We start from the raw sequence: 24,425 nt of genomic DNA, 5'->3' as shown, positions 1-24,425 counted from the left end.
CCCGAAGGACTTCACCATGGCCACCTCCCCCGAGACCGTCGAGCCCACGGCCGACCGCCCCGTCGGGCGCCGCCCCGCCGCGGCCCGCAAGGCGACCCGTCACCGCGGTGAGGGCCAGTGGGGCATGGGCCACTACACGCCGCTGAACGCCAACGAGCAGTTCAAGAAGGACGACGACGGTCTCAATGTGCGGACACGCATTGAGACGATCTACGCGCACCGCGGCTTCGACTCGATCGACCCGGCCGACCTGCGCGGCCGGATGCGCTGGTGGGGGCTCTACACCCAGCGCAAGGAGGGCATCGACGGCGGCAAGACCGCGATCCTGGAGCCGCACGAGCTGGACGCCGAGTACTTCATGCTCCGCGTCCGCATCGACGGCGGCCGGCTGACCGTCGCCCAGCTGCGCGCCGTCGCCGAGGTCTCCGAGCAGTACGCCCGCGGCACCGCCGACCTGACCGACCGGCAGAACGTCCAGTACCACTGGATCCGGATCGAGGACGTCCCGGCGATCTGGCAGAAGCTGGAGGCCGTCGGCCTGTCCACCACCGAGGCCTGCGGCGACACCCCGCGCGTCATCCTCGGCTCCCCGGTGGCCGGCATCGCCGAGGACGAGATCATCGACGGCACCCCCGCCATCGACGAGATCCAGCGCCGCTTCATCGGCAACCCGGACTTCTCCAACCTGCCGCGCAAGTTCAAGAGCGCCGTCTCCGGCTCCCCGCAGCTCGACGTCGCGCACGAGATCAACGACATCGCCTTCGTCGGCGTGGTCCACCCCGAGCACGGTCCCGGCTTCGACCTGTGGGTCGGCGGCGGCCTGTCCACCAACCCGCGCCTGGGCGTGCGGCTCGGCGCCTGGGTCCCGCTGGACGAGGTGGCGGACGTCTACGGCGGCGTGATCGGCATCTTCCGCGACTACGGCTACCGGCGCCTGCGCAACCGCGCGCGGCTGAAGTTCCTGGTCGCCGACTGGGGCGCGGAGAAGTTCCGTCAGGTCCTGGAGGACGAGTACCTCAAGTACCGGCTGGTGGACGGCCCCGCCCCGGCCGAGCCCACCGCCCGCTGGCGCGACCACGTCGGCGTGCACAAGCAGAAGGACGGGCGGTTCTACGTCGGCTTCGCGCCGCGCGTCGGCCGGGTCGACGGCAAGCTGCTCGGCCGGATCGCCGACCTCGCCGCCGCCCACGGCAGCGACCGGGTGCGCACCACCGCCGAGCAGAAGATGCTGATCCTCGACATCGCCGAGGAGCACGTCCAGTCGGTGGTGGCCGGCCTGGAGGCGCTCGACCTGCGGGTCACCCCGTCGCCGTTCCGCCGCGGCACCATGGCCTGCACCGGCATCGAGTACTGCAAGCTCGCCATCGTCGAGACCAAGGGGCGCGGCCAGACGCTCATCGACGAACTGGAGCAGCGCCTGCCGGAGTTCACCGAGCCGCTGACCATCAACATCAACGGCTGCCCCAACGCCTGCGCCCGCATCCAGGTCGCCGACATCGGCCTCAAGGGCCAGCTGGTCACCGACGAGAACGGCGAGCAGGTCGAGGGCTACCAGGTGCACCTCGGCGGCGCGCTCGGCCTGGAGGCCGGCTTCGGCCGCAAGGTCCGCGGCCTCAAGGTCACCAGCGCCGGCCTGCCCGACTACGTCGAGCGGCTGCTGACCCGCTACCAGGCCGACCGCACCGAGGGCGAGCGCTTCGCCCAGTGGGCGGCCCGGGCGACCGAGGAGCAGCTGTCGTGAGCGAGCGAACCACAAGGGCAGGGCGTGTTCGCGAAGCGAACGCCGAGCGCAGCGAGGTGGGCGATGAGTGAGCGAGCCGCACCGTTCTTCTGCCCCTACTGCGGGGACGAGGACCTGCGCCCCTCGGAGGCCGGCCACGGCGCCTGGGAGTGCCACGGGTGCCGCCGGGCCTTCCAGTTGAAGTTCCTCGGCCTGCTGTCACCGACGAATCACGGGGGTGCGTCCCATGAGCGGCACCGCGACTGACCACGAGGCGGCAGCCGTCCGGGCCGGCCGCGAGCTGGAGGAGGCGACCCCGCAGGAGATCCTGCGGTGGGCCGCCGACACCTTCGGCAAGCGGTTCTGCGTCACCTCCTCGATGGAGGACGCGGTGGTCGCGCACCTCGCCTCCACGGTGCTCCCCGGCGTGGACGTGGTGTTCCTGGACACCGGCTACCACTTCCCGGAGACCATCGGCACCCGGGACGCGGTGGCGGCGACCATGCCGGTCAACGTCATCACGCTCACCCCGCTGAAGACCGTGGCCGAGCAGGACGCCGAGTACGGGCCGAACCTGCACGACCGCGACCCGGACCTGTGCTGCGCGCTGCGCAAGGTCGAGCCGCTGAACCGCGGCCTCGGCGGCTACGACGCCTGGGCCACCGGGCTGCGCCGCGACGAGTCGCCGACCCGGGCGAACACCCCGGTGGTGGCCTGGGACCCGAAGCGCCGCAAGGTCAAGATCGCCCCGATCGCCCGGTGGACGCAGGAGGACGTGGACGCCTACGTCGCCGCCAACGGCGTGCTGCTCAACCCGCTGCTGTGGGAGGGCTACACCTCGATCGGCTGCTCGCCGCTGTCCTGCACCCGCAAGCCCGCCGAGGGCGAGGACGCCCGGGCCGGCCGCTGGTCCGGCTCCGGCAAGACCGAGTGCGGCATCCACCTCTGACACCCGCTCACCGACCCGTCATCAACGACCCCGTGAGGAACAGCCCGTGACAGCGAACACCCTGAGCCGCCGCGGCTCCGCCGGGGGCACTGCGGCGGCCCCCGCGGCCGCCCCCTGCGAGCGCGGCGCCACCGTGTGGCTGACCGGACTGCCGAGCGCCGGCAAGACCACGCTCGCCTTCGCCCTGGCCGAGCGGCTGCGCGCCGAGGGCCACAAGGTCGAGGTCCTGGACGGCGACGAGATCCGCGAGTTCCTCTCCAAGGGCCTCGGGTTCTCCCGCGAGGACCGGCACACCAACGTCACCCGGATCGGCTTCGTCGCCGAGAAGCTCGCCGCCAACGGCGTCAAGGTCCTCGCCCCGGTGATCGCCCCGTTCGCCGACTCCCGCGCCGCCGTGCGCGAGCGGCACGGCGCGGCCGGCACCGAGTTCCTGGAGATCCACGTCGCGACCCCGGTCGAGCTGTGCGCCGAACGCGACGTCAAGGGCCTGTACGCCAAGCAGGCGGCCGGCGAGATCTCCGGTCTCACCGGTGTGGACGACCCGTACGAGGCGCCCGTGGACCCCGAGCTGCGACTGCAGACCCAGGGCCGCGAGGTGGCCGAGAGCGCCGCCGAGCTGCACGCCTTCCTGACCGAGAGGGGCCTGGCATGACCACCGCGACCGACAGTCCCGTCCGCACCGAGGACAACCCCTTCGCGCTGTCCCACCTGGACGCGCTGGAGGCCGAGTCGGTGCACATCTTCCGCGAGGTCGCGGGGGAGTTCGAGCGCCCGGTGATCCTGTTCTCCGGCGGCAAGGACTCCATCGTCATGCTGCACCTGGCGCTGAAGGCCTTCGCGCCCGCCGCCGTCCCGTTCTCCCTGCTGCACGTCGACACCGGGCACAACTTCCCCGAGGTCATCGCCTACCGCGACCGCGTCGTGGCGGAGCACAACCTGCGCCTGCACGTCGCCCACGTCCAGGACTTCATCGACGACGGCCGGCTGCGCGAGCGCCCGGACGGCACCCGCAACCCGCTGCAGACCGTCCCGCTGCTCGACGCCATCGAGACCAACCGCTTCGACGCCGTCTTCGGCGGCGGCCGCCGCGACGAGGAGAAGGCCCGCGCCAAGGAGCGCGTCTTCTCCCTGCGCGACGAGTTCGGCGCCTGGGACCCGCGCCGCCAGCGCCCCGAGCTGTGGTCGCTCTACAACGGCCGCCACGCCGTCGGCGAGCACGTGCGCGTCTTCCCGCTGTCCAACTGGACCGAGCTCGACGTCTGGCAGTACATCGAGCGCGAGGGCATCGAGCTCCCCGAGATCTACTACGCCCACGAACGCGACGTCTTCGCCCGCAACGGCATGTGGCTCACCGCCGGCGAGTGGGGCGGCCCCAAGGACACCGAACCCGTCCAGCGCCGCCTGATCCGCTACCGCACCGTCGGCGACATGTCCTGCACCGGCGCCGTCGACTCCGACGCCACCACCATCCAGGCCGTCATCGCCGAGATCGCCGCCAGCCGCCTCACCGAGCGCGGCGCCACCCGCGCCGACGACAAGCTCTCCGAGGCCGCGATGGAAGACCGCAAGCGCGAGGGGTACTTCTAACCATGACCAGCACCACCCGGGCCGACACGATCCAGACCGGCACCGCCACGTCGCTGCTGCGCTTCGCCACCGCCGGCTCCGTCGACGACGGCAAGTCCACCCTCGTCGGCCGGCTGCTGCACGACTCCAAGTCCGTGCTCGCCGACCAGCTGGAGGCCGTCGAGCACGCCTCCCGCAACCGCGGCCAGGACGCGCCCGACCTCGCGCTGCTCACCGACGGCCTGCGCGCCGAACGCGAGCAGGGCATCACCATCGACGTCGCCTACCGCTACTTCGCCACCCCCCGCCGGCGCTTCATCCTCGCCGACACCCCCGGCCACGTGCAGTACACCCGGAACATGGTCACCGGCGCCTCCACCGCCGAACTCGCCGTCGTCCTGGTCGACGCCCGCAACGGCGTGGTCGAGCAGACCCGCCGGCACGCCGCCGTCGCCGCGCTGCTGCGGGTGCCGCACGTCGTCCTCGCCGTCAACAAGATGGACCTCGTCGGCTACGCCGAGCCCGTCTTCGCCGCCATCGCCGCCGAGTTCACCTCCTACGCCGCCTCGCTCGGCGTCAAGGACGTGCTGGCCGTCCCGATCTCCGCGCTCGCCGGGGACAACGTCGTCGAGCCCTCCGCCCACATGGACTGGTACGGCGGCCCGACCCTGCTGGAGCACCTGGAGACCGTCCCGGTCGGCAGCGACCCGAGCGCCGAGCCGGCCCGCTTCCCCGTCCAGTACGTGATCCGCCCGCAGACCGAGGAGCACCCCGACTACCGCGGCTACGCGGGCCAGCTGGCCTCCGGCGTGCTGCGCGTCGGCGACCCGGTCACCGTCCTGCCCTCCGGCCACACCAGCACCGTCACCGGCATCGACGCCCTCGGCCGGGAAACGGACATCGCCTGGGCCCCGCAGTCGGTCACCGTCCGCCTCGCCGACGACCTCGACATCTCCCGCGGCGACCTGCTCGCCGCCGGCCCGGCCCCCGTCCCCACCAAGGACATCGAGGCCACCGTCAGCCACCTCAACGAGCGGCCGCTGCGCGCCGGCGACAAGGTGCTGCTCAAGCACACCACCCGCACGGTGCGCGCCCTGGTCAAGGAGATCTCCTACCGGATCGACATCGACACTCTCGAACAGCGCAGCGGCGCCGAGGGGTTGAACGTCAACGACATCGGCCACGTGAAGCTGCGCACCGCCGAGCCGCTGGCCATCGACAGCTACACCGACAACCGCCGGACCGGCTCGTTCCTGCTGATCGACCCGGCCGACGGCACCACCCTCACCGCCGGCATGGCGGGCGAGGCCTTCGAGACCGTACGCGGCACCGACGCACCCGACGCACCCGAAGAGGAGGACTGGGTCTGATGCCCAGCGAGGCGTTCTCGGGCATGGACAAGGAAGGCGGCCGCATCGGCAGCGGCGTCCTCGGCAGCGGCCAGGGCGGCTTGACCCGATGTGCGGGCCGACAGGGCTGAGAACGCCCTGTCACCGGGTCGTCTTCCCCCACAGCCGCCCGGCTTGCCCCGGCACTCCGCTGCCGCGCGCACCACCTTCCGAACCATCCTCCCGAGACCGCCTCCTGACGGTCCGTCCGCGAACAGGACTCACCATGGCACCGAACCAGGCCCCCTCCCGCGCCCATACCAGCACCCGCCCCAACGCCGGCCGGATCAGACGCACCGCGGCGGCCGCCGCGGCCGGCCTGACCGCGGTGGCCCTGCTGTCGGCCTGCAGCTACGGATCCAAGGCCGACAAGTCCGACGACAAGGCCAAGGCCGCGGCCACCGCCGGGGATTCCGGGGCGAAGCTGTCCGCGGACACCGTGAAGATCGGCTACTTCGCCAACCTCACCCACGGCACCCCGCTGGTCGGCCTCCAGGAGGGCATCTTCCAGAAGGAGCTGGGCGGCACCCAGATCAAGACCCAGGTCTTCAACGCCGGCCCCGCCGAGATCGAGGCGCTCAACGCCGGCTCGATCGACATCGGCTGGATCGGCCCCTCCCCCGCGATCAACGGCTACACCAAGTCGGAGGGCCAGTCCCTGAAGATCATCGGCGGTTCGGCCTCCGGCGGGGTCAAGCTGGTGGTCAACCCGGACAAGGTCCCCTCGCTGGACGACCTCAAGGGCAAGAAGATCGCCACCCCGCAGCTGGGCAACACCCAGGACGTGGCACTGCTCAACTACCTCGCGGGCAAGGGCTACAAGGTCGACGCGGCCTCCGGCGCGGGCGACGTCTCGGTGGTGCGCACCGACAACAAGGTCACCCCCGACGCCTACAAGTCCGGCTCCATCGACGGCGCCTGGGTGCCCGAGCCGACCGCCTCCAAGCTGGTCACGCTCGGTGCGAAGGTCCTGCTCAACGAGAAGGACGTCTGGCCGGACAAGAAGTTCGTGATCACCAACATCATCGTCTCGCAGAAGTTCCTCAAGGAGCACCCGGACGTGGTGGAGGCCGTGCTGCGCGGCTCGGTGAAGACCAACGCCTTCATCAAGGCCAACTCCGACAAGGCCAAGGCCGACGCCAACGAGGCGATCAAGAAGGAAGCCGGCAACGCGCTGGAGCCGACCGTCCTCGACCCGGCCTGGGCCGACATCGACTTCCTGGACGACCCGCTGGCGAACACCCTGCAGGCCGAGGCCGACCACGCCGTCACCGCCGGGCTCCTCAAGAAGCCCAACCTGAACGGCATCTACGACCTCAGCCTGCTGAACAAGGTCCTCGCCGCCCAGGGCCAGGCCGCCGTGGCGGACGCCGGACTCGGCGCCAAGTAACGCCCGGGCCAACGCCGTTCGGCCCCGACTCCGCGGTCCGGCCCCCGCCCGCCCGGTCGATCCCCGATCGATGCCCACCGGAACGGGCGGGGCCCGGGCCACGGCCCCGACCCGCAGCCCACGCAGACCACTCACGCAGGAGGTGCCCGGATGACCTCGGCACTGACCACCTCGGCGCCCGCCGCCCCCGGCGCCGGCGCCCACGGCGGCGCGCCCGCCGTCCGGATCTCGCACGTGCACAAGTCCTTCGGCCGCCCCGGCGCCCAGACCCACGTCCTGGACGACATCACCCTCGACGTCGCGCCCGGCGAGTTCGTCACCCTGCTCGGCGCCTCGGGCTGCGGCAAGTCCACCCTGCTCAACCTGGTCGCCGGCCTCGACAAGCCCACCGCCGGCAGCATCGAGGTGCCCGGCGGCCGCCCCGCCCTGATGTTCCAGGAGCACGCGCTCTTCCCCTGGCTGACCGCCGGGAAGAACATCGAACTCGCCCTCAAGCTGGCCGGCCTGCCCCGCCCCGAGCGCCGCGCCGAGGCCGAGCGGCTGCTCGAACTCGTCCGCCTCAAGGGCGCGTACGACAAGCGGGTGCACGAGCTGTCCGGCGGCATGCGCCAGCGCGTGGCGATGGCCCGGGCCCTCGCCCAGGGCAGCAAGGTCCTGCTGATGGACGAGCCGTTCGCCGCGCTCGACGCCATCACCCGCGACGTGCTGCACGACGAGATCACCCGGATCTGGGCCGAGCGGCAGCTCTCGGTCCTGTTCGTCACCCACAACGTCCGCGAGGCCGTCCGGCTGGCCCAGCGGGTCGTGCTGCTCTCCTCCCGCCCCGGCCGGGTCGCCCGCGAATGGCGGATCGACCTGCCGCAGCCGCGCCGCATCGAGTCCGCGGGCGTCGCCGACCTGTCCATCGAGATCACCGAAGAACTGCGTGGGGAGATCCGTCGCCATGGCCAGCACTGACACCACCCCCGTCCTGGACAAGGCCGCCGGCGGCACCGGCAGCACCGACACCGCCGACGTCGGGGCCGGCCTGGACGCCCTCGACGCCGTCACCGCGCAGCGCGGCAGCCTCGGCCAGGCGCTGCGGACCAAGGCGCTGCCGCCGCTGATCGGCGTGCTCGTGGTGCTCGCCCTGTGGCAGGGGGCGTACAGCCTGCACCTCACCTCCTCGTACAAGCTGCCCAGCCCGCTGGACGTCTGGCACTCCGCGCAGGAGCTCTGGTACCAGGGCACGCTGTTCTCGATCATCTGGACCAGCGTCTGGCGCGGCCTGTCCGGCTTCCTGCTCGCCGTGGTGATCGGCACCCCGATCGGGCTGGTGGTCGCCCGGGTCAGGCCGGTGCGCACCGCGATCGGCCCGGTGCTGCAGGGCCTGCAGTCGCTGCCCTCGGTCGCCTGGGTGCCGGCCGCGGTGATCTGGCTCGGCATCAACGACTCGATGATGTACGCGGTGATCCTGCTCGGCGCCGTCCCCTCGATCGCCAACGGCCTGGTGGCCGGCATCGACCAGGTGCCGCCGCTGTTCCTGCGGGCCGGACGCACCATCGGCGCCACCGGCCTGGCCGGCGCCCGGCACGTGCTGATCCCGGCCGCGCTGCCCGGCTACCTGGCCGGCCTCAAGCAGGGCTGGGCGTTCTCCTGGCGCTCGCTGATGGCCGCCGAGCTGGTCGCCTCCTCCCCCGACCTGGGCCGCGGCCTCGGCCGGTTCCTGGAGGACCAGCGCGAGTTCTCCGACATGTCCGGGGTGCTGCTCGGCATCGTCCTGATCCTGTTCGTCGGCATCGCCATCGAGCTGCTGGTGTTCACCCCGGTCGAGCGCCGGGTGCTGCGCAACCGCGGCCTGCTGGCCACCGGCAAGTGAGGCACCGCTGATGCCCGCCCTCCTCCTCATCGCCCACGGCAGCCGCGACCCGCGCCACGCCGCGTCCGTGGCCGCGCTCGTCGAGGAGGTGCGGGCGCAGCGGCCCGGCACCGAGGTCGCCACCGCGTACCTGGACCACTGCGCGCCGCGGATCCCGCAGGTGGCCGGACGGCTGACGGACGCGGTGGCCGTCCCACTGCTGCTCAACCGGGCGTTCCACGCCAAGCACGACATCCCCGCCGCGCTGCGCGCCGCCGGCTCCCGCCTGCCGGTGGCGGACGTGCTGGGGCCGTCCCCGCTGCTGCCGGCCGCGTTGGACCGCCGCCTCGCCGAGGCCGGCCTGGACGTCGCCACCCCGGCCGTCCGCGCCCGCACCGGCGTGGTGCTGGCCGCCGCGGGCTCCTCCGACCCGGCCGCCGACGCCGCCACCCGCGCGGTGGCCGCCGAGTGGCGGCGTACCCGCGGCTGGGCCGCCGTCGAGGTGGCCTACGCCTCCGCCGCCGGCCCCCGCGTCCCCGAGGCCCTCGCCGCCCTCCGCGCCGCCGGCGCCGAACGGACGGCGGTCGCCCCCTACCTGCTGGCCCCCGGCCGCCTGCCCGACCGCATCGCCGCGGCCTCGACCGAGGCCGACGTCCTCGCCGACGTCCTCGGCCCCGCCCCCGAGCTGGCCACCCTGCTCCTGGAACGCTACGACCAGGCCCGCCACCCGGCGCAGGCCCTCCCGGCCCTCACCGCCTGAGCGGGGAGCCCAGGACTCCGGCACGTGCCATAGCGCGCCGGCGCCTCGTCGTCGAGGTCGATCTCCGACGGCGCGCGCGGTCGGGCCGCGCGCGCCGTCAGGAGGGGTGGTGCGGGTCAGGCGGGGAGGTTCCACTTCTGGTTGGCGGCGCCGTTGCAGTCCCAGATGCCCAGCTGGTTGCCATTGGTGGTGGAGAAGCCCAGGTCGTCCAGGCAGCGGCCGGACTGCGGGTTGAGGATGGAGCCGTCCGGGCGGGCCTGCCACTTCTGCGCACCGGTGCCGTTGCAGTCGTAGATCTGCACCCGGGCGGCGTTCCAGGTGTTCCCGCCCTGCACGTCCAGACACTTGCCGAGGGCGCGGATCGTGCCGTCGACGCCGATCTTCCAGGTCTGCGCGGCGTTGCCGAGGCAGTCCCAGATCTGGACGGGGGTACCGGCGCCGCTGTTGCCGCCGCGCACGTCCACGCACTTGTTCGCGTAGCCGCTGATCGGGCCGACCGGGCCCGCCGGGACGGGGGAGCCGTTCACGATCCAGCCGCCGGTCGCCATCATCGGGTAGAAGCAGCTCGCGGCCGCGCTGGTGTTGCCGGTGACCCAGCCGCTGGCGGAGCCCGAGTAGGTGGGGAACCCGTTGCTGTCGAAGCCCTGGCAGGAGACCGCGAGCTGCCAGGTCTGCTGCGGGTCGATGCCCGAGCAGGTGCCGAGGAAGCCGGCACCTGTCCTGACGACCGAACAGCCTCCGGCGGTCAGGGCGGACGGCGTGCTCGCGGCGGCATCGGCGGCGGCCGGCGCGGTGAGCGCGGCGGCTCCGGCGAGCAGGGTGGTGGCGAACAGAGCGGCAGTGCGACGCATGGCGGGGCTCCTCGGGAGTGATCGGGCGGATTGTCCTGTGGTGGGCATCAGGCGGGCAGGTGCCAGACCTGGTTGGCCGCGCCGGCACCGAAGCAGTCCCAGATCTGCAGCACCGCGCCGTTCGCGCTGGACACGCCCCGGACGTCCAGGCAGCGGCCCGACTGCGGGTTGACCAGCGAACCGTCCGGCCGCGCCTGCCACTTCTGCGCACCGCTGCCGTTGCACTCCCAGGTCCGCACCAGGGTGCCGTTGCCGGTCCGCCCGCCCTCGACGTCCAGGCAGTTGCCGACCGCCCGGACGGTGCCGTCGGCGCCGACCTTCCAGGTCTGGTTCACATTGCCCAGGCAGTCCCAGATCTGCGTCTGCGTCCCGTTGGCGGTGCTGCCGCCGCGCACGTCCAGGCACTTGCCCGCGATCCCGGTGATCTGGCCGACCGGGCCGGCCGGAACCGCCGGACCGAACTGGATCGAGCCGCTGCCCGTGTTCAGCGGGTACATGCATCCGGCGGAGGCGCTGGTGTTGCCGGTGACCCAGTTGCCGGCCGCAGCCGTGTAGATGGGCGTGTGCCAGGTCCAGTCGTAGCCGTTGCAGTCGACCACGACGCGCCAGGTCTGCTGCGGGTCGATGCCCGTACAGGTGCCGACGGGCGCCAGCGGGGCGTTGTCGACGGTGCAGCTCCCGACGCCGCCGGGGCCCGGGACGGTGGTGGTGGTCGCGCTCGCGCTCCGGGTGGTGCTCTCGGCGGCGTCGGCGGCGGCCGGCGCGGTGAGCGCGGCGGCACCGGCCAGCAGGGCGGTGGCGAACAGGGCGGAGGTACGGCGCACGGGGGGAGTCCTTCCGGGGAGGGTGAACCAACCGGCCCGCATGTGAAGCACACGTGATGACGGTGTGACAGTTGTGCGGGCCGCGCGAAAGCATCGGGCACCGTCTGTTCACGGTCAACGGGTGGGGGTGAAGATCACGCCACCGGTCCGTCCACGCACGGAACGTGTACGACACGGTACGGCGGGGACCCGGCCAGGCCGGACGCCCGGCCGATCCGGCCGGATCGCGTACGGCCCGGCTCCCGGACGAGCGGGAGCCGGGCCGTCAGGCGGTCCGCGGCCGGGTCAGATCCGGCGCAGGGCGAAGGTGTCCGACGGGCGGCCCGCGAGGGCGTCGGCGAGGCCGGCGGAGAGCTGGTAGACGCGGCCGGCCGGGCCGGCGATCAGCGCGGTGGGGGTGGCGTCGACGGAGGGGCGGACGGCGGTGAGGCGGGCGGTGCGCCAGTGGTCGTCGGAGCGCAGTTCGACCTCGGCGTCGCGGCCCGTCCCCAGCAGGGCGTTGGTGACGCCCGCGACGGAGCCGTCCGGGCGGCCCAGCAGGCCGTCCAGGTGCAGCAGGGCACCGGCGCCGCCGGCCACCTCGACCCGCCGCACGGCGGCCGGGTTCCCCAGCGGGACCTGCCACAGCGTGCCGTCGTCCCACTTGCCGAGGACCAGGCGGCCCTCCCGGTAGACGATGCCGTTGAGGCCGTACGACCCCGGCGCGGGGGCCAGCCGCGGGTCGCGCAGCAGGACGGAGGCGGCGCCGTCCGGCGTCACCCGGTAGACGACCGGGGCGAAGGAGTCGGTGACGTACGCGGTGCCGTCGGGGCCGACCGCGATGTCGTTGGCCAGGTGGCCGCCGCCGTCGGCGGCGACGGCGGCGAGGTCGGTGTAGAAGATCCGCCGGCCGGTGTCCAGGTCGTAGGCGCCGATGCCGGCGATCTTCCCGAGGGTGGCGGGGCCGCTGCGCTCGCCGAGGCCGTTGTCGAGGTCGGTGACCAGGACGCGGCGGTGGACCGGGTCGATCCGCAGGCCCGCGATCTCGGTCAGCGCGGGGTCCTGCACCAGGGTGCGCACGCTCCCGTCGGTGCCGACGGCGGAGACGGTGGCGTGCCGCAGCGAGCCGAGCAGGAAGCGGTGGTGGGAGGCGTCCCAGGCGCCCGCCTCGGGCACCAGGCCGGGCGCCCGGCCGATGATCACGGCCGGGGCCGGGCGGGCCGCCGCCGCGACCGGCGAGGCGACGGCGGGCGAGGCTGCGGCGGGCGAGGCGACGGGCAGTGCGCCGGAGGCTCCCAGCAGGGTGGTGAATGCGGCCGCGACCAGGGTGCGGCGGAGAGTACGGTGCTGACGGTGGCTCATCGGAATTCCTCTGCGCGTGCGGTCCGTTGTCGTGATCGAGCCTCGCGCGAACGGGCGGGCCGCAGCAGTGCGTGAGGGTACTGGTAGTCCGGCTACCAGGAAGAACGGGGGGACGTGATGGACGTCGAGGACGCCCAGGAGCGCCGTACGGCGCTGTCGAGCTTCCTGCGCAGCCGCCGGGCCCGGCTGACACCGCAGGACGTCGGGCTGGCGCCCGGGGTGCGGCGGCGCACGCCGGGGCTGCGGCGGGAGGAGCTGGCGCTGCTCGCCGGCGTGGGGGTGACCTGGTACACGTGGTTGGAGCAGGGGCGGGACATCCATCCGTCGCCGGAGGTGCTGGCGAGCCTGGCCCGGACGCTGCGGCTGGACCGGGCGGAGACGGCGTACCTGTTCCGGCTGGCCGGCAGCCACCCGCGGGACGGTGAAGTGGCCGCACCGGGGGACGTCCCGGTGCCGCTGCTGCGGCTGATGCGGGCCCAGTGGCCGGCGCCGGCCTTCGTGATGGACGCCAACTGGGACATCCGGGCCTGGAATCCGGGCGCGGACGCGCTGTTCGGCCTGACCGGCCGGCCGCCGGAGGAGTGCAACCTGGCCTGGGTGGTGTTCGGCAACGCGGTGCACCGGGCCCGGGTCGAGCACTGGGAGGAGCACGCCCGCGGCTTCCTGGCCCAGCTGCGGTCCGCGTACGCCGAGCGCGGCGGGGAGGCGACGGCGGTGGGGCGCCACCTGGCCCGGATGATCCAGCAGGTGCGCGGCGAGTACCCGGAGGCGGACCGCTGGCTGGACGAGCACCAGGTCGCCGAGCGGGGCGGGGCCGAGAAGCTCATCCGCCACGAGGTGGTGGGCGAGCTGCGGATCGACCAGCACGTGCTGCTGGCCGCCGAGGGGCTGCAGCTGATCGTGATGGCGCCGCGCGACACCGAGACGGAGGAACGGCTGCGGTCCCTGGCCCCGGCTCCGGCCGTCGCCACCGTCTGAACGCGGCTCCGCCGCCCCGGCGCGGTGCCGGGGCGGCGGAGCGGAAGCGGGTCTTCACCCCCGGCCGGGTCGTCAGACCGGCAGGTTCCACTTCTGGTTGGCGGCACCGTTGCAGTCCCAGATGCCGAGCTGGTTGCCGTTGGCGGTGGAGAAGCCCAGGTCGTCCAGGCAGCGGCCGGACTGCGGGTTCAGCAGCGAGCCGTCCGGGCGGGCCTGCCACTGCTGGGCCCCGGTGCCGTTGCAGTCGTAGATCTGCACCCGGGTGGCGTTGCCGGTGTTCCCGCCCTGCACGTCCAGGCACTTGCCGAGGGCGCGGATCGTGCCGTCGACACCGATCCGCCACTTCTGCGCCCAGGTGTTGTTGCAGTCGTAGATCTGGACGGGGGTGCCGTTGCCGGCGTTGGCGCCCTTCACGTCGACGCACTTGTCCGCGTAGCCCGTGATCTGGCCGGTCGGGCCCGCCGGCGGCACGGGGCCGAGGACGACCCGCGGGAACATCACGGTGTCGCCGATGCCGCAGGCGGCGGAGGCGGAGCCGTCCCCGATCGACACGCCGCCGAACGCGGGGCGGGAGAACTGCATGGTGTGGTCGGCGTTCCAGTACCAGCAGTTGGCGGTGACGGACCAGGTCTGCATCGGGTCGAGGCCGGTACAGGTGCCCACGGCGCTCCAGCCCGCGACGTAGGCGGAACAGGCGGGCGCGGCCTGGGCGGAGGTGGCCGGGGCGGCGAGGGCGGCGGCCCCGGCGAGCAGGGCGGTGGTCAGCAGTGCGGAGGTGCGGCGCATCGGTACGGTCGTCCTTCCGGTCGGGTTGGTGACGGCAACTCACCATCCGCGCAACTGTGTTGACGTCGCGTCGAATGTGTGGGCCGAGTGAAAGACTCGGCGGCGCGCGGTCCACCGTCAACGGCAGTTCGGCGGCAGCTGCCGCCTGACCGGGGGCTGACCAGCGCCGTCGGCCCGGGCGGCAGTTCCCGCACGGGCGGACGCGCGTCCACCCGTTCCGGAGCGGCCCCGGAAACGGAACGGGCCCCGCGCCCTCTCCCGGTGCGGGGAGGTCGCGGGGCCCGTTCGGCGGGGCCGGGACGGCGGTCAGTCGGCCTTGCGGCGCTGGCGCCCGGTCCCGTAGTTGGAGCCGGACTTGGAACCGCTGCCGGGCTTGGCGCGCCCGGAGGACCGGCCGATGAAGCCGGCCGCCTGGTGCCGCTCGCCCTGGGCGCCGCCGACCCGCTGCTTGGGGCGGGGGCGGCGCGGGTTGCCGTTCATGTCGACGTCGGTGGGCAGGCCGGAGCGCTTGCCCGGGCGGCGGCGCGGGGCGGCGGCCTTGGTCTCCACGGGCTTCTCGGCCACCGCGACCACCGGTACGGCCAGCGTGACCGGGACGCCGCTCGGCGTGCGGGCGCCGGTGATCCGGGCCAGGTCGGCGTCGCCGGGGCGGATCTTGGTGACGGTCGGGCGGATGCCGGCCACCGTCATCAGCCGGTTGACCTCGCGGCGCTGCTCGGGCAGCACGAGGGTGACGACCGTGCCGGACTCGCCGGCCCGGGCGGTGCGGCCGCCGCGGTGCAGGTAGTCCTTGTGGTCGACCGGCGGGTCCACGTTGACGACCAGGTCCAGGCCGTCGATGTGGATGCCGCGGGCGGCGACGTTGGTGGCGATCAGCGCGGTGACGTGACCGTCCCGGAACTGGTCCAGGACCCGGTTGCGCTGCGGCTGGGACTTGCCGCCGTGCAGGGCGGCGGCCTTCACGCCGTTGGCGAGCAGCTGCTTGGCGAGCCGGTCGGCGCCGTGCTTGGTGTGCACGAACATGATCACGCGGCCGTCGCGGGAGGCGATGTGCGCGGTGGCGGAGGCCTTGTCGGTCGGGTCGAGCTGCAGGACGTGGTGGTCCATGGTGGTGACCGCGCCGGCCGACGGGTCGACCGAGTGGGTCACCGGGTCGTTCAGGAAGCGCTTGACCAGCCGGTCGACGTTGCGGTCCAGGGTGGCGGAGAACAGCATCCGCTGCCCGCCCTCGGCGACCTGCTCCAGCAGCTTGCTGACCTGCGGCAGGAAGCCCATGTCGGCCATCTGGTCGGCCTCGTCCAGGACGGTGATCGCCACGTCGGAGAGGTTGACGTCGCCGCGCCCGATCAGGTCGTCCAGTCGGCCGGGGGTGGCGACCAGGACCTCGGTGCCGCGGCGCACGGCGTTGGACTGCCGGTTGATCGACATGCCGCCGACGACGGTGGTGATCCGCAGGTTGACGGCGGTGGCGTACGGGGTGAGCGCCTCGGTGACCTGCTGGGCCAGCTCGCGGGTGGGCACCAGGACGAGCGCCAGCGGGTGCCGGGCGACGGCGCGGCTCCCGGCGGTACGGGCGAGCAGCGGCAGGCCGAAGGCCAGGGTCTTGCCGGAGCCGGTGCGGCCGCGGCCGAGCACGTCGCGACCGGCGATCGAGTCGGGCAGCGTGGCGCCCTGGATCGGGAAGGGCTCGGTGACGCCCTCGCGGCCGAGCGCGGCGAGGATGCCCTTGGGGAGGTCAAGCTCGGCGAAGGTGGCCGCCGGGGGCCGGGCCGGGGTGCCCTGGACCACGGTGAACTCGGTGGCCTCGGGGACGGCGGCGCGGGCCTGCTTGGGGGCGCCGGCACGGTTGCGCGGCTTGCGCGCGCGGTCGCCGCCGGCGGCGCGGCGGCCCTGGTCGGAGCCGCGCTCGGTGCTACGGGGGCCGCGGTCGTTGCCACGGTCGTTGGTACGGGCGCCGCGGTCGCGCGGCGGGCGGGCAGGGGTGGTCACGGGATCTCCGTCCGTCGGTCGGCAGCCCGCGCTGCGGGCTGGTCGGCCGTCGAGAGGAGGTGCGCCGCCCCGGCCGTTCGGCGGCATGAGCGGGGGCCCGCACCGTGCGGTGCGGGCCCCCGCTTCGCGATGATCGCGAGTCAGCGTGAGGCTGACGTCAGCCGATGATCTGGATGTTCTCGGCCTGCGGGCCCTTCTGGCCCTGGGTGACGTCGAACTCGACCTTCTGGCCCTCGAACAGCTCACGGAAGCCCTGGGCAACGATGTTCGAGTAGTGAGCGAACACGTCGGCGCCGCCGCCGTCCTGCTCGATGAAGCCGAAGCCCTTTTCGCTGTTGAACCACTTCACGGTGCCGGTAGCCATAACCGTCTCCTCTAAAACTGGGGCATCAGGGATCCACACCTCGTGAATCCCCAAGTAGCCGCGATCCCCATCCGGAGACTGAAACACCGGACAAAACAAATGCGCCTGTTGGTTGGAACCAGCAGGCGCACATACACGTTCATGGGAACCAAAACTGCAACTGACTCGACTGTAGCACGGTGCCACCCCGAGCGACCGGGGATTTTCCGCTGAACAGATCACGTTTGGCGCGCCCGGGGAACGGGAAAACGGCGCCCCGCCGAAGCGGGGCGCCGTCGGTGGATCAGTCCGGGCCGGGCCCAGGGTGACCCTGGAGCCCGTCCGTGGCCGGGCCCGGGGTCAGTGCCGGCCGGCCGGCTCCGGCACGCCGTCGTGCGTGCCCGCCAGCGGGGCCGGACCACTGCCGTGGCCGCGGCCGGACGGGGCCTCGTCCGCGTGGCCGGGCCACCAGGCGCGGTGGCCGAGCAGCGCGGTCAGGGCCGGGGTGAAGAACATCGCCATCACGAAGGCCGCCAGCACGATGCCGAAGGCCAGCGAGAAGCCGAGCTCCATGAAGAGCACGTTGCCCGCGAGCATGAAGGTCGCGAAGGACGCCGCCAGGATGAAGCCGGCCGCCGCGACGGTCGGGCCGCCGTGCTTGACGGCCTCGCGGGCCGCCTCGCGCGGGTTGCGGCCCTCGCGGGCCTCCTCGCGGAGGCGGGCGATGATCAGGATGTTGTAGTCCGTGCCGATCGCCACCACGAAGAGGTAGATGAAGATCGGCAGCATGAACATCAGGCCGGGCTCGCCCTTGAGGTTCTGGAACACCAGGGTGGTGGCGCCGAGGGTGCCGCCGAAGCCGAGGCCGACCGAGGCCATCAGGTACCACGGCGCGACCACGCTGCGCAGCTGCAGGCCCAGGATGAGCATGATGATCACGGCCGCGATCGGGAAGACCAGGGTGTAGTCGTGGACCATCGCGGTGTTGATGTCCTTGTACACCGAGGTGATGCCGCCGACCAGGGACTTGCTGTCGGCCGGGGCCGAGGCGTGGGCGGTGTCGCGGACCTTCTCGATGGTGTCGATGGCCTTGTTGGAGGCCGGGGCGTCGTTCAGCATCACCGTGAAGTCGGCGGTGGTGCCGTCGGCGTTGATCCCCTTCTGGGCGACCGGCGTGGAGACCGAGGCGACCCCGGGCACCTCCTGGAGCTTGGCGCCGAAGTCCTTGATCGCCGAGTCGGCGAGCTTGGCACCGTTGGTGCTGGTCAGGTAGACGTGGCTCGGGTCGGCGGCGCCGGCCGAGAACGCCGTCATCAGCTTGTCCTGGACGACCATCGACTCCTTGGTCTTGGGCATCGAGCTGCCCGAGAGGTCGTAGGTGCCGTTGTAGTTGACGCCGGCCAGGGTCAGCGCCACCAGGATGCCGCCGGAGACCAGGGCCACCAGGCCGGGCTTCTTGCCGGTCATCCGGCCGAGCGCGGCGAAGCGGGCGTTCTTCGGCTCCTGCATCCACTTCTTGCCCGGCCAGAACACGGCCTTGGCGGGCAGGACGGCGAGCACGGCCGGGGCCAGGGTGAGCGAGACCAGGGCGGTCGCGATGACCGCGATGGCCAGCGCCGGGCCGAGCGCGGTGAACATGCCCAGGCTGGACAGGACGAGCACGGCGAAGGCGACGGCGACGGCACCGGCGGCGGAGGCGATCGCCTCGCCGACCCGGCCGACCGCGTTGGCCACGGCCGTCTTGCGGTCCTCGCCCAGGCGCAGCCGCTCGCGGTAGCGGAAGGCCAGGAAGAGGAAGTAGTCCGTACCGACGCCGAGGACCACGATGATCAGGATCGCGGAGGTCATCGGGGAGGACTTCAGGTCGAACATCTTGATCGCGTCGGCGATCAGGCCGTTGGCCACCGGCATCGCGATGACCAGCGAGAGCAGGACCGGCAGGAGGCCGGCCAGGATGCTGCGGAAGATGATGCCGACGATCAGGATGACCAGCAGCAGGCTGCCGAACATGACGATGGCGTCCGTGGCGCCGGAGGCGTCCTTCTGGTCCAGGCTGCTGGCGGCCTGACCGCCGACCTGGAACTTCAGCCCGGTGCCGTCGGCGAGCTTGGAGCCCTCCTCACGCAGCTTCTTGGCCGCGTCGGGGTACTCCTCGGTCTGCATCTTGGTCTTGTCGATGGCGACCATGGACAGCGCGTACTTGCCGTCCTTGGACTTCGACGTCTTGGGGTCGACCGGGATGATCTTCTCGACGGCGGGGATGTGCGCCTCGGTGAGGCCGTTGACGACCTTGTCCATCGAGGCCTGGTCGGCGTCGTTCAGCGCCTGGCCGTCGGTGCGCTCGAAGAGCAGCAGCGCGGCGGGGGTGAAGCTGGACGGGAAGGCCTGCTCCTGGAGCTGCGCCGCCTGGATCGACTCGTAGTGCTTGGGCAGGAATGCGGACTCGTCCGTCTGCGAGGTGACCTTCGGGGCCGACGCGACGATGGCGACCATCGCGACGACCCAGGCGAGGATCACCCACCACGCACGGCGAACGACGAAGTGTCCTAGTCGGTGGAACATGCTCGTGATGCCTCCTGGGCATGGTTCACCGCAGCCCTTGGGGGACGGGACGCTGGGCGACGGCAGGACCGGCTCGGAAGCGCACGGAGGCACACCCTTGCCGGTCGGCAGGTAAGTAGATTCGGGCATCATCCTACGAGCACTTGCTTGCCGCCCGGCAAGGAGCCCCCGTATTCCAACCCCCGTGCGGGACCGCCCCGAAACGGCCCCGACCCAGTTTCTCCCGACCGCACCCTCGTTGACCTCGTGCTCCGGGTGGAGTCATCTCCCCCTCAGGGTGGAGTTGCGTCCCCTACCCCCGAGGAGGAGATCTCGGGGTCGGGGGGTAGGGAAAACCCCACCCCGCCCCCGAGGGCAGCACCAGGGAGGCGTCACCCGCCAGCCGGATTACCGCACAACTCCCGCTTCCCTACTGTCGATCAGGCGCCGGATCCGCACCCGGCGCGCAGCGGACGGCGGCCCGTGACCGGGGCCGCCGCGCCGCTCCCGGCCGGCGACCACCGCCGCTCTCCCAGGGGGGACCACCGTGAAGTCCGTACAGACCGGAACCGCGCAGACCAGACGCGGCATGGCCGCCGCGATGGGCGTCTGGAGCGCCCGGCACCGCAAGACCGCCGTCTTCGGCTGGCTGCTCTTCGTGGTGCTCGCCACCGTGCTCGGCGGCGCGCACGGCAGCGCCAAGGTGACCGAGGCCGAGTCGATGCCCGGGCAGGTCGCCCGGGCCGCGCGGATCCTCGACGAGGCCGGCCTGCGGAGCCCGGCGAGCGAGACCGTCCTGGTCCAGAGCGCCACCCGCAGCGCCGACGACCCCGACTTCCGGACGGCCGTCGGCCAGGTGATCGCCGCCGTCGAGGCTACCGGCAAGGCCGCCGGGATCCGCTCGCCGTACGACACCAAGGCGGTCTCCCAGGACGGCCACTCCGCACTCGTCCTGGTGACGCTCAAGGGGGACCGGGACGAGGCCGTCGCCGGGGTGCAGTCCGTGATGGACGCGGTGAACGGCGTGCAGCAGCGCAACCCCGGGCTCACCGTGGTCGAGCTCGGCGACGCCAGCTCCGGCAAGTGGATCCAGGACCAGTTCAAGAACGACTTCGCCCGCGCCGAGTGGACGGCCGTGCCGCTCGCCCTCGGCATCCTGCTGATCGCCTTCGGCGCGCTGGTCGCCGCCGTGCTGCCGGTGGTGCTCGCGCTGACCGCCTTCGTCGCGGCCGGCGGACTGGTCGCGCTCACCAGCGGCCTGCTGCACACCAGCGACGACGCCAGCTCGGTGATGCTGCTGGTCGGCCTCGCCGTCGGCGTCGACTACTGCCTCTTCTACCTGCGCCGCGAGCGCGAGGAGCGGGCCGCCGGGCGCGACGCGCAGACCGCGCTGACCGTGGCCGCCGCCACCAGCGGCCGGGCCGTCCTGGTCTCCGGCGTCACCGTGGTGGTCGCCATGGCCGGCATGTTCCTCACCGGGATCGCCGACTTCCGGGCGATGGCCTTCGCCACCATCCTGGTCGTGGTCACCGCCGTGCTCGGCTCGCTCACCGTGCTGCCCGCCCTGCTGTCGATGCTCGGCGACCGGGTCGACAAGGGCCGGGTGCCCCTCCTCGCCACGCTCCGCCGCCCGGACGCGGCACGGACCGGCGGACGGTTCTGGAACGCGGTGCTGACCCCGGTGCTGCGCCGCCCGCTGGCCGCGACCGTGCTCGCCGGGGCCTTCCTGCTCGCCCTGGCCGCGCCGCTGCTCACCATGCACACCGCCAACCTGACCTTCCAGCAGCAGCTGCCGAAGGGCAACCCGCTGGTCGCCGCCTCGCAGAAGATCGAGGCCGCCTTCCCCGGCAGCCCGGCCCCGGCCACCGTGGTCATCAGGGCCGCCGACATCGACTCCCCCGCGATGACCGCCGCGATCGCCGACCTCAAGGCGAAGGCGCTGGCCAGCGGGCGGATGCACGGCCCGATCGAGGTCGCCGTGCACGCCGACGAGAACGTCGCCACCGTGGACATCCCGCTCAACGGCACCGGCAACGACGCCACCAGCAACGAGGCGCTGAAGACCCTGCGCGAGGACCTGGTGCCCTCGACCGTCCTCGCGGTGCCCGGCACCGAGGCCCCGGTCACCGGGCGCACCGCCGGGTCGTACGACTTCAACGCCAAGATGACCGGCTCGATGCCGCCGGTCTTCGGCTTCGTGGTCGCCTTCGCCTTCCTGCTGATGCTCACCTCCTTCCGCTCGCCGGTGGTGGCCGGCACCGCCGTGGTGCTCAACCTGCTCTCGGTGGGCGCCGCGTACGGGGTACTGACGCTGGTCTTCCAGCACGGCGTGGGCGCCTCGCTGCTGGGCACCGCCGGGGTCGGGGCGGTGGAGTCCTGGGTGCCGCTGTTCCTCTTCGTGATCCTCTTCGGGCTCTCGATGGACTACCACGTCTTCGTGGTCTCCCGGATCAAGGAGGGCCACGACCGCGGGCTGCCGACCCGGGCCGCGATCGCCCACGGCATCCGCTCGACGGCCGGGGTCGTCACCAGCGCCGCGGTGATCATGGTGGCGGTGTTCGCGGTCTTCGGCACCCTGTCCATGCAGGCGATGAAGCAGATGGGCGTGGGCCTGGCGGTGGCCGTGCTGATCGACGCGACGGTGATCCGCGCCGTGCTGCTGCCCTCGGTGATGACCCTGCTCGGCGACCGCAACTGGTACCTGCCGCGCTGGCTGAGGTGGCTGCCGGACCTCTCGCACGGCGAGTCCGTCCCTCCGCTCGGCGCCGCGACCGCCCTGCACGGGCAGCCCGCCGCCGGATCCCCGGCGGAGGGCGCGCGGCACCGGAGGGTCGAGGTCTGAGCCGGCACCCGTGACGCGGACCACGCCGGGCCCCGCCGCGCGCGGGGCCCGGCGTCCGTGCGTCATGATGATCACCGCCCGGGGGCCCCCGGGCGAACACCGCCGGAACGGAGCCCGGTCATGATCCCCTTCGACGAGGGCCGCGCCAGGCTGCTGCTCGCCCACGCCTGCGAGTCCGCCGGACTGCCCGGCCCCGGCGACGCCCCGCTGCTCGCCCTCGGCGAGAACGCCGTCTTCGACCTCGGCGACCCGGCCGTGGTCGCCAAGGTCGGCCGCGGCCCCGAACTGTACGACCGGGCGCACCGCGAGCTGGCCGTCGCCCACTGGCTGGCCGGTCAGGGCGTCCCGGTGGTGCGCCCGTACGACGCCGTGGCCCCCGAGCCGCAGCTCGCCGACGGCCACCCGGTCACCTTCTGGCACCGGCTCGCGCCCGCCGTCCGCCCGGCCCGCCCGGTCGACCTCGCCCCGCTGCTGCGCACCCTGCACCGGCTGCCGGTGCCGCCGGTACCGCTCGGCCGGCGCGACCTGCTGGCCCCGGTCGAACGCTGGCTGGCCTCCGCCGAGGGCCACGTCGACCCCGAGGACGTCGCCTTCCTGCGCCACCGCCGGAACGCCTTCGAGGCCGCCCTGCCCGACCTCGTGCCCCGGCTGCACCCGGGGGTGATCCACGGCGACGCGCTGCCGCGCAACGTCCACGTGGGCCCGGACGGCCCGGTGCTGCTCGACCTCGAATTCGTCGCCGACGACCTGCGCGAACACGACCTGGTGGTCCTCGCGCTCGCCCAGGACCGCTACGGGGTGCCCGGCGAGGAGTACCACGCGTTCACCGAGGCGTACGGCTGGGACGTGCGCGACTGGCCCGGCTTCACCGTGCTGCGCGGCGCCCGGGAGACCGCCAGCGCCGCCTGGGTGGCGCAGCAGGCGGCCGGCAACCCGGCCGCGCTGGCGGAGTTCCGGCGGCGGGTCGGCTCCCTGCGGGACGGGGCCACCGAGGTGCGCTGGTACCCGTTCTGACGGCAGGCCGACCGCCCCCGGGCGGCGGGGGCGATACCCCGGGCGGCGGTCGGGTGCCAACCGGAGCGGATGTGAGAAGAGTCCCTGGAGGGATCGGTCCGGCGCGCAACCGGGCCACGTACGCTCGGCGTCCTATCGGACAGTCATCCTGCCCCGAGAGATCGGCACCGCCCTCGCATCCTCAGGAGCCGCCGCCATGCACCGGACCGCCCGACGCCGCCCCTCCACCCCGACCAGCCCGACCCGCTCCCGGCGCCGGCTGGTCGCGGGCTGCATCGCGGCGGCCGCCGTCCTGGGGCTGACCGCGTGCGGAACCGCCAGCGGGGCCCTGCAGTCGCCGAGCACCGCGGCCCAGCCGCCGCTCGCCGACCGGCCGAGCGGCACACCGGCCGCCACCATCGCGCCCACCCCCGGCTCCGACGGGCTGCCGCCGGCCCCGGCCTCCGCCTCACCGTCCGCGACCGCCGCCCCGGTGAAGCCGCGCACCCCCGCACCGGCCGCCTCCTCCGCCGCCGCCGCTCCGGCGACCCCGGTCCCCGGCACCCCGGCCGCGGCCTCCACTCCCGCCGCGCCGCCCACCACGCCGCCCACCGCACCGACCGGGCACCCCGGAGCGGGCTCCGTGATCGGCTCCACCGCCTCCGGCGGCCGCACCGTCGCGCTCACCTTCGACGACGGCCCGGGCCCGGCGACCGGCCAGATCCTCGACCTGCTCGCCCAGTACCACGCCAAGGCCACCTTCTGCGAGATCGGTCAGAACGCCGCCGCCAACCCGGCCCTGGTCAAGCGCGTCCTGGCCGCCGGGCACCGGCTGTGCGACCACAGCGTCCACCACCCGCAGCCGTTCGCGAAGCTCCCGCACGACAAGGCCGTGTACGAGATCACCGCGGCCCGCGACATGATCGTCCAGGCCGGCGGCCCGGGCACCGAGGTCAGCTGGTTCCGCGCCCCGGGCGGCGGCTTCAACCCCGACAACGAGCACATCACCGCGGGCCTCGGCATGTCCTCGCTCGGCTGGTCCGTCGACCCGCGCGACTGGTCCCGCCCCGGCGTGCCGGCCATCGTCTCCACCGTGCAGAAGCAGCTCAAGCCCGGTGGCGTGATCCTGCTGCACGACGGCGGCGGCGACCGCAGCCAGACCGTGGCCGCGCTCAAGCAGCTGCTGCCCTGGCTGGTCGCCCAGGGGTACACCTTCGACTTCCCGGCGGCCTGACGGGCCCTAAAGCTTGTTGCAGAAGGGCGGAGACAGGGCATTTCTGCTGTATGGGTGGGGTGCTGCGGGCTGAGCCGGTGTGGGTGGAGACGT

General features: G+C 73.2%; 21 protein-coding genes. 14 read left to right on the top strand and 7 right to left on the bottom strand.

All coding sequences use genetic code 11. The features are described from left to right. Positions 1 to 16: 16 nt before the first annotated feature. From ACIRD3_RS24730 to ACIRD3_RS24685, 10 genes are all read left to right on the top strand, one after another. Positions 17 to 1,741, top strand: a complete 1,725-nt coding sequence (locus ACIRD3_RS24730; protein WP_402220457.1) for a nitrite/sulfite reductase — start codon at positions 17 to 19, stop codon at positions 1,739 to 1,741. Between the two features lie 63 nt (positions 1,742 to 1,804). After that, a complete protein-coding gene (locus ACIRD3_RS24725; protein ID WP_402220455.1) occupies positions 1,805 to 1,987 on the top strand; it encodes a hypothetical protein in 183 nt (60 codons plus the stop codon). Next, complete coding sequence (locus ACIRD3_RS24720; RefSeq protein ID WP_402220453.1) at positions 1,968 to 2,669, top strand: phosphoadenylyl-sulfate reductase; 702 nt, start codon at positions 1,968 to 1,970, stop codon at positions 2,667 to 2,669. Before ACIRD3_RS24725 ends, ACIRD3_RS24720 begins: the two co-directional genes overlap by 20 nt. A 61-nt stretch (positions 2,670 to 2,730) precedes the next feature. Continuing rightward, entirely contained in the window at positions 2,731 to 3,321 is a 591-nt protein-coding gene (gene cysC, locus ACIRD3_RS24715; protein WP_402220856.1) for an adenylyl-sulfate kinase, read from the top strand. Further along, positions 3,318 to 4,256 (top strand): sulfate adenylyltransferase subunit CysD, encoded by a 939-nt coding sequence (gene cysD / locus ACIRD3_RS24710; protein ID WP_402220451.1) that lies wholly within the window; start codon positions 3,318 to 3,320, stop codon positions 4,254 to 4,256. Before cysC ends, cysD begins: the two co-directional genes overlap by 4 nt. A gap of 2 nt (positions 4,257 to 4,258) precedes the next feature. Beyond that, on the top strand, positions 4,259 to 5,605 hold the full coding sequence (locus ACIRD3_RS24705; RefSeq protein ID WP_402220450.1) for a sulfate adenylyltransferase subunit 1: 1,347 nt from the start codon (positions 4,259 to 4,261) through the stop codon (positions 5,603 to 5,605). Between the two features lie 244 nt (positions 5,606 to 5,849). Then, on the top strand, positions 5,850 to 7,013 hold the full coding sequence (locus ACIRD3_RS24700) for an aliphatic sulfonate ABC transporter substrate-binding protein (protein WP_402220447.1): 1,164 nt from the start codon (positions 5,850 to 5,852) through the stop codon (positions 7,011 to 7,013). A gap of 150 nt (positions 7,014 to 7,163) precedes the next feature. Beyond that, positions 7,164 to 7,970, top strand: coding sequence for an ABC transporter ATP-binding protein (locus ACIRD3_RS24695; RefSeq protein ID WP_402220445.1), 807 nt, complete (start codon positions 7,164 to 7,166; stop codon positions 7,968 to 7,970). Continuing rightward, positions 7,957 to 8,871, top strand: coding sequence for an ABC transporter permease (locus ACIRD3_RS24690; protein ID WP_402220442.1), 915 nt, complete (start codon positions 7,957 to 7,959; stop codon positions 8,869 to 8,871). The genes ACIRD3_RS24695 and ACIRD3_RS24690 overlap by 14 nt, the downstream gene beginning before the upstream one ends. Before the next feature lie 10 nt (positions 8,872 to 8,881). Then, complete coding sequence (locus tag ACIRD3_RS24685; protein WP_402220441.1) at positions 8,882 to 9,610, top strand: sirohydrochlorin chelatase; 729 nt, start codon at positions 8,882 to 8,884, stop codon at positions 9,608 to 9,610. A 116-nt stretch (positions 9,611 to 9,726) separates the two neighbouring features. On the opposite strand, the gene ACIRD3_RS24680 is transcribed toward ACIRD3_RS24685, so the two are convergent. From ACIRD3_RS24680 to ACIRD3_RS24670, 3 genes are all read right to left on the bottom strand, one after another. After that, on the bottom strand, positions 9,727 to 10,461 hold the full coding sequence (locus tag ACIRD3_RS24680; RefSeq protein WP_402220438.1) for a ricin-type beta-trefoil lectin domain protein: 735 nt from the start codon (positions 10,459 to 10,461) through the stop codon (positions 9,727 to 9,729). A gap of 47 nt (positions 10,462 to 10,508) precedes the next feature. Next, positions 10,509 to 11,285: a ricin-type beta-trefoil lectin domain protein gene (locus tag ACIRD3_RS24675; RefSeq protein ID WP_402220435.1), complete on the bottom strand. Its 777-nt coding sequence runs from the start codon at positions 11,283 to 11,285 to the stop codon at positions 10,509 to 10,511. Positions 11,286 to 11,570: 285 nt separating this feature from the next. After that, positions 11,571 to 12,626 (bottom strand): hypothetical protein, encoded by a 1,056-nt coding sequence (locus ACIRD3_RS24670; RefSeq protein WP_402220432.1) that lies wholly within the window; start codon positions 12,624 to 12,626, stop codon positions 11,571 to 11,573. A 117-nt stretch (positions 12,627 to 12,743) separates the two neighbouring features. On the opposite strand from ACIRD3_RS24670, the gene ACIRD3_RS24665 reads away from it, so the two are divergent. Further along, positions 12,744 to 13,604, top strand: a complete 861-nt coding sequence (locus ACIRD3_RS24665; protein ID WP_402220853.1) for a helix-turn-helix transcriptional regulator — start codon at positions 12,744 to 12,746, stop codon at positions 13,602 to 13,604. Positions 13,605 to 13,676: 72 nt separating this feature from the next. On the opposite strand, the gene ACIRD3_RS24660 is transcribed toward ACIRD3_RS24665, so the two are convergent. The 4 genes from ACIRD3_RS24660 to ACIRD3_RS24645 all read right to left on the bottom strand — a co-directional run bounded on the left by ACIRD3_RS24660 (position 13,677) and on the right by ACIRD3_RS24645 (position 19,284). Next, the gene (locus ACIRD3_RS24660) at positions 13,677 to 14,390 is read right to left on the bottom strand and encodes a ricin-type beta-trefoil lectin domain protein (protein ID WP_402220429.1); all 714 of its coding nucleotides are present in this window, start codon (positions 14,388 to 14,390) and stop codon (positions 13,677 to 13,679) included. Positions 14,391 to 14,696: 306 nt separating this feature from the next. Beyond that, on the bottom strand, positions 14,697 to 16,379 hold the full coding sequence (locus tag ACIRD3_RS24655; protein ID WP_402220426.1) for a DEAD/DEAH box helicase: 1,683 nt from the start codon (positions 16,377 to 16,379) through the stop codon (positions 14,697 to 14,699). A gap of 157 nt (positions 16,380 to 16,536) precedes the next feature. Next, positions 16,537 to 16,743: a cold-shock protein gene (locus tag ACIRD3_RS24650; protein WP_049657493.1), complete on the bottom strand. Its 207-nt coding sequence runs from the start codon at positions 16,741 to 16,743 to the stop codon at positions 16,537 to 16,539. 339 nt (positions 16,744 to 17,082) lie between these two features. Continuing rightward, positions 17,083 to 19,284 carry an MMPL family transporter gene (locus tag ACIRD3_RS24645; protein WP_402220423.1) on the bottom strand — a complete coding sequence of 734 codons (2,202 nt, stop codon included), beginning with the start codon at positions 19,282 to 19,284 and terminating at the stop codon, positions 17,083 to 17,085. A 568-nt stretch (positions 19,285 to 19,852) separates the two neighbouring features. On the opposite strand from ACIRD3_RS24645, the gene ACIRD3_RS24640 reads away from it, so the two are divergent. The 3 genes from ACIRD3_RS24640 (at position 19,853) to ACIRD3_RS24630 (ending at position 24,332) form a co-directional block, all read left to right on the top strand. Continuing rightward, entirely contained in the window at positions 19,853 to 22,105 is a 2,253-nt protein-coding gene (locus tag ACIRD3_RS24640; RefSeq protein WP_402220850.1) for an MMPL family transporter, read from the top strand. Between the two features lie 120 nt (positions 22,106 to 22,225). Continuing rightward, the gene (locus ACIRD3_RS24635; RefSeq protein ID WP_402220420.1) at positions 22,226 to 23,119 is read left to right on the top strand and encodes a phosphotransferase enzyme family protein; all 894 of its coding nucleotides are present in this window, start codon (positions 22,226 to 22,228) and stop codon (positions 23,117 to 23,119) included. Between the two features lie 196 nt (positions 23,120 to 23,315). Next, positions 23,316 to 24,332, top strand: coding sequence for a polysaccharide deacetylase family protein (locus ACIRD3_RS24630; protein WP_402220417.1), 1,017 nt, complete (start codon positions 23,316 to 23,318; stop codon positions 24,330 to 24,332). Positions 24,333 to 24,425 lie beyond the last annotated feature (93 nt).

This window comes from Kitasatospora sp. NPDC093550, assembly GCF_044764985.1.
Classification (GTDB): Bacteria; Actinomycetota; Actinomycetes; order Streptomycetales; family Streptomycetaceae; genus Kitasatospora.
The sequence above is the reverse complement of the archived record's forward strand: the minus strand, read 5'-3'. Positions and strand labels throughout refer to the sequence as shown.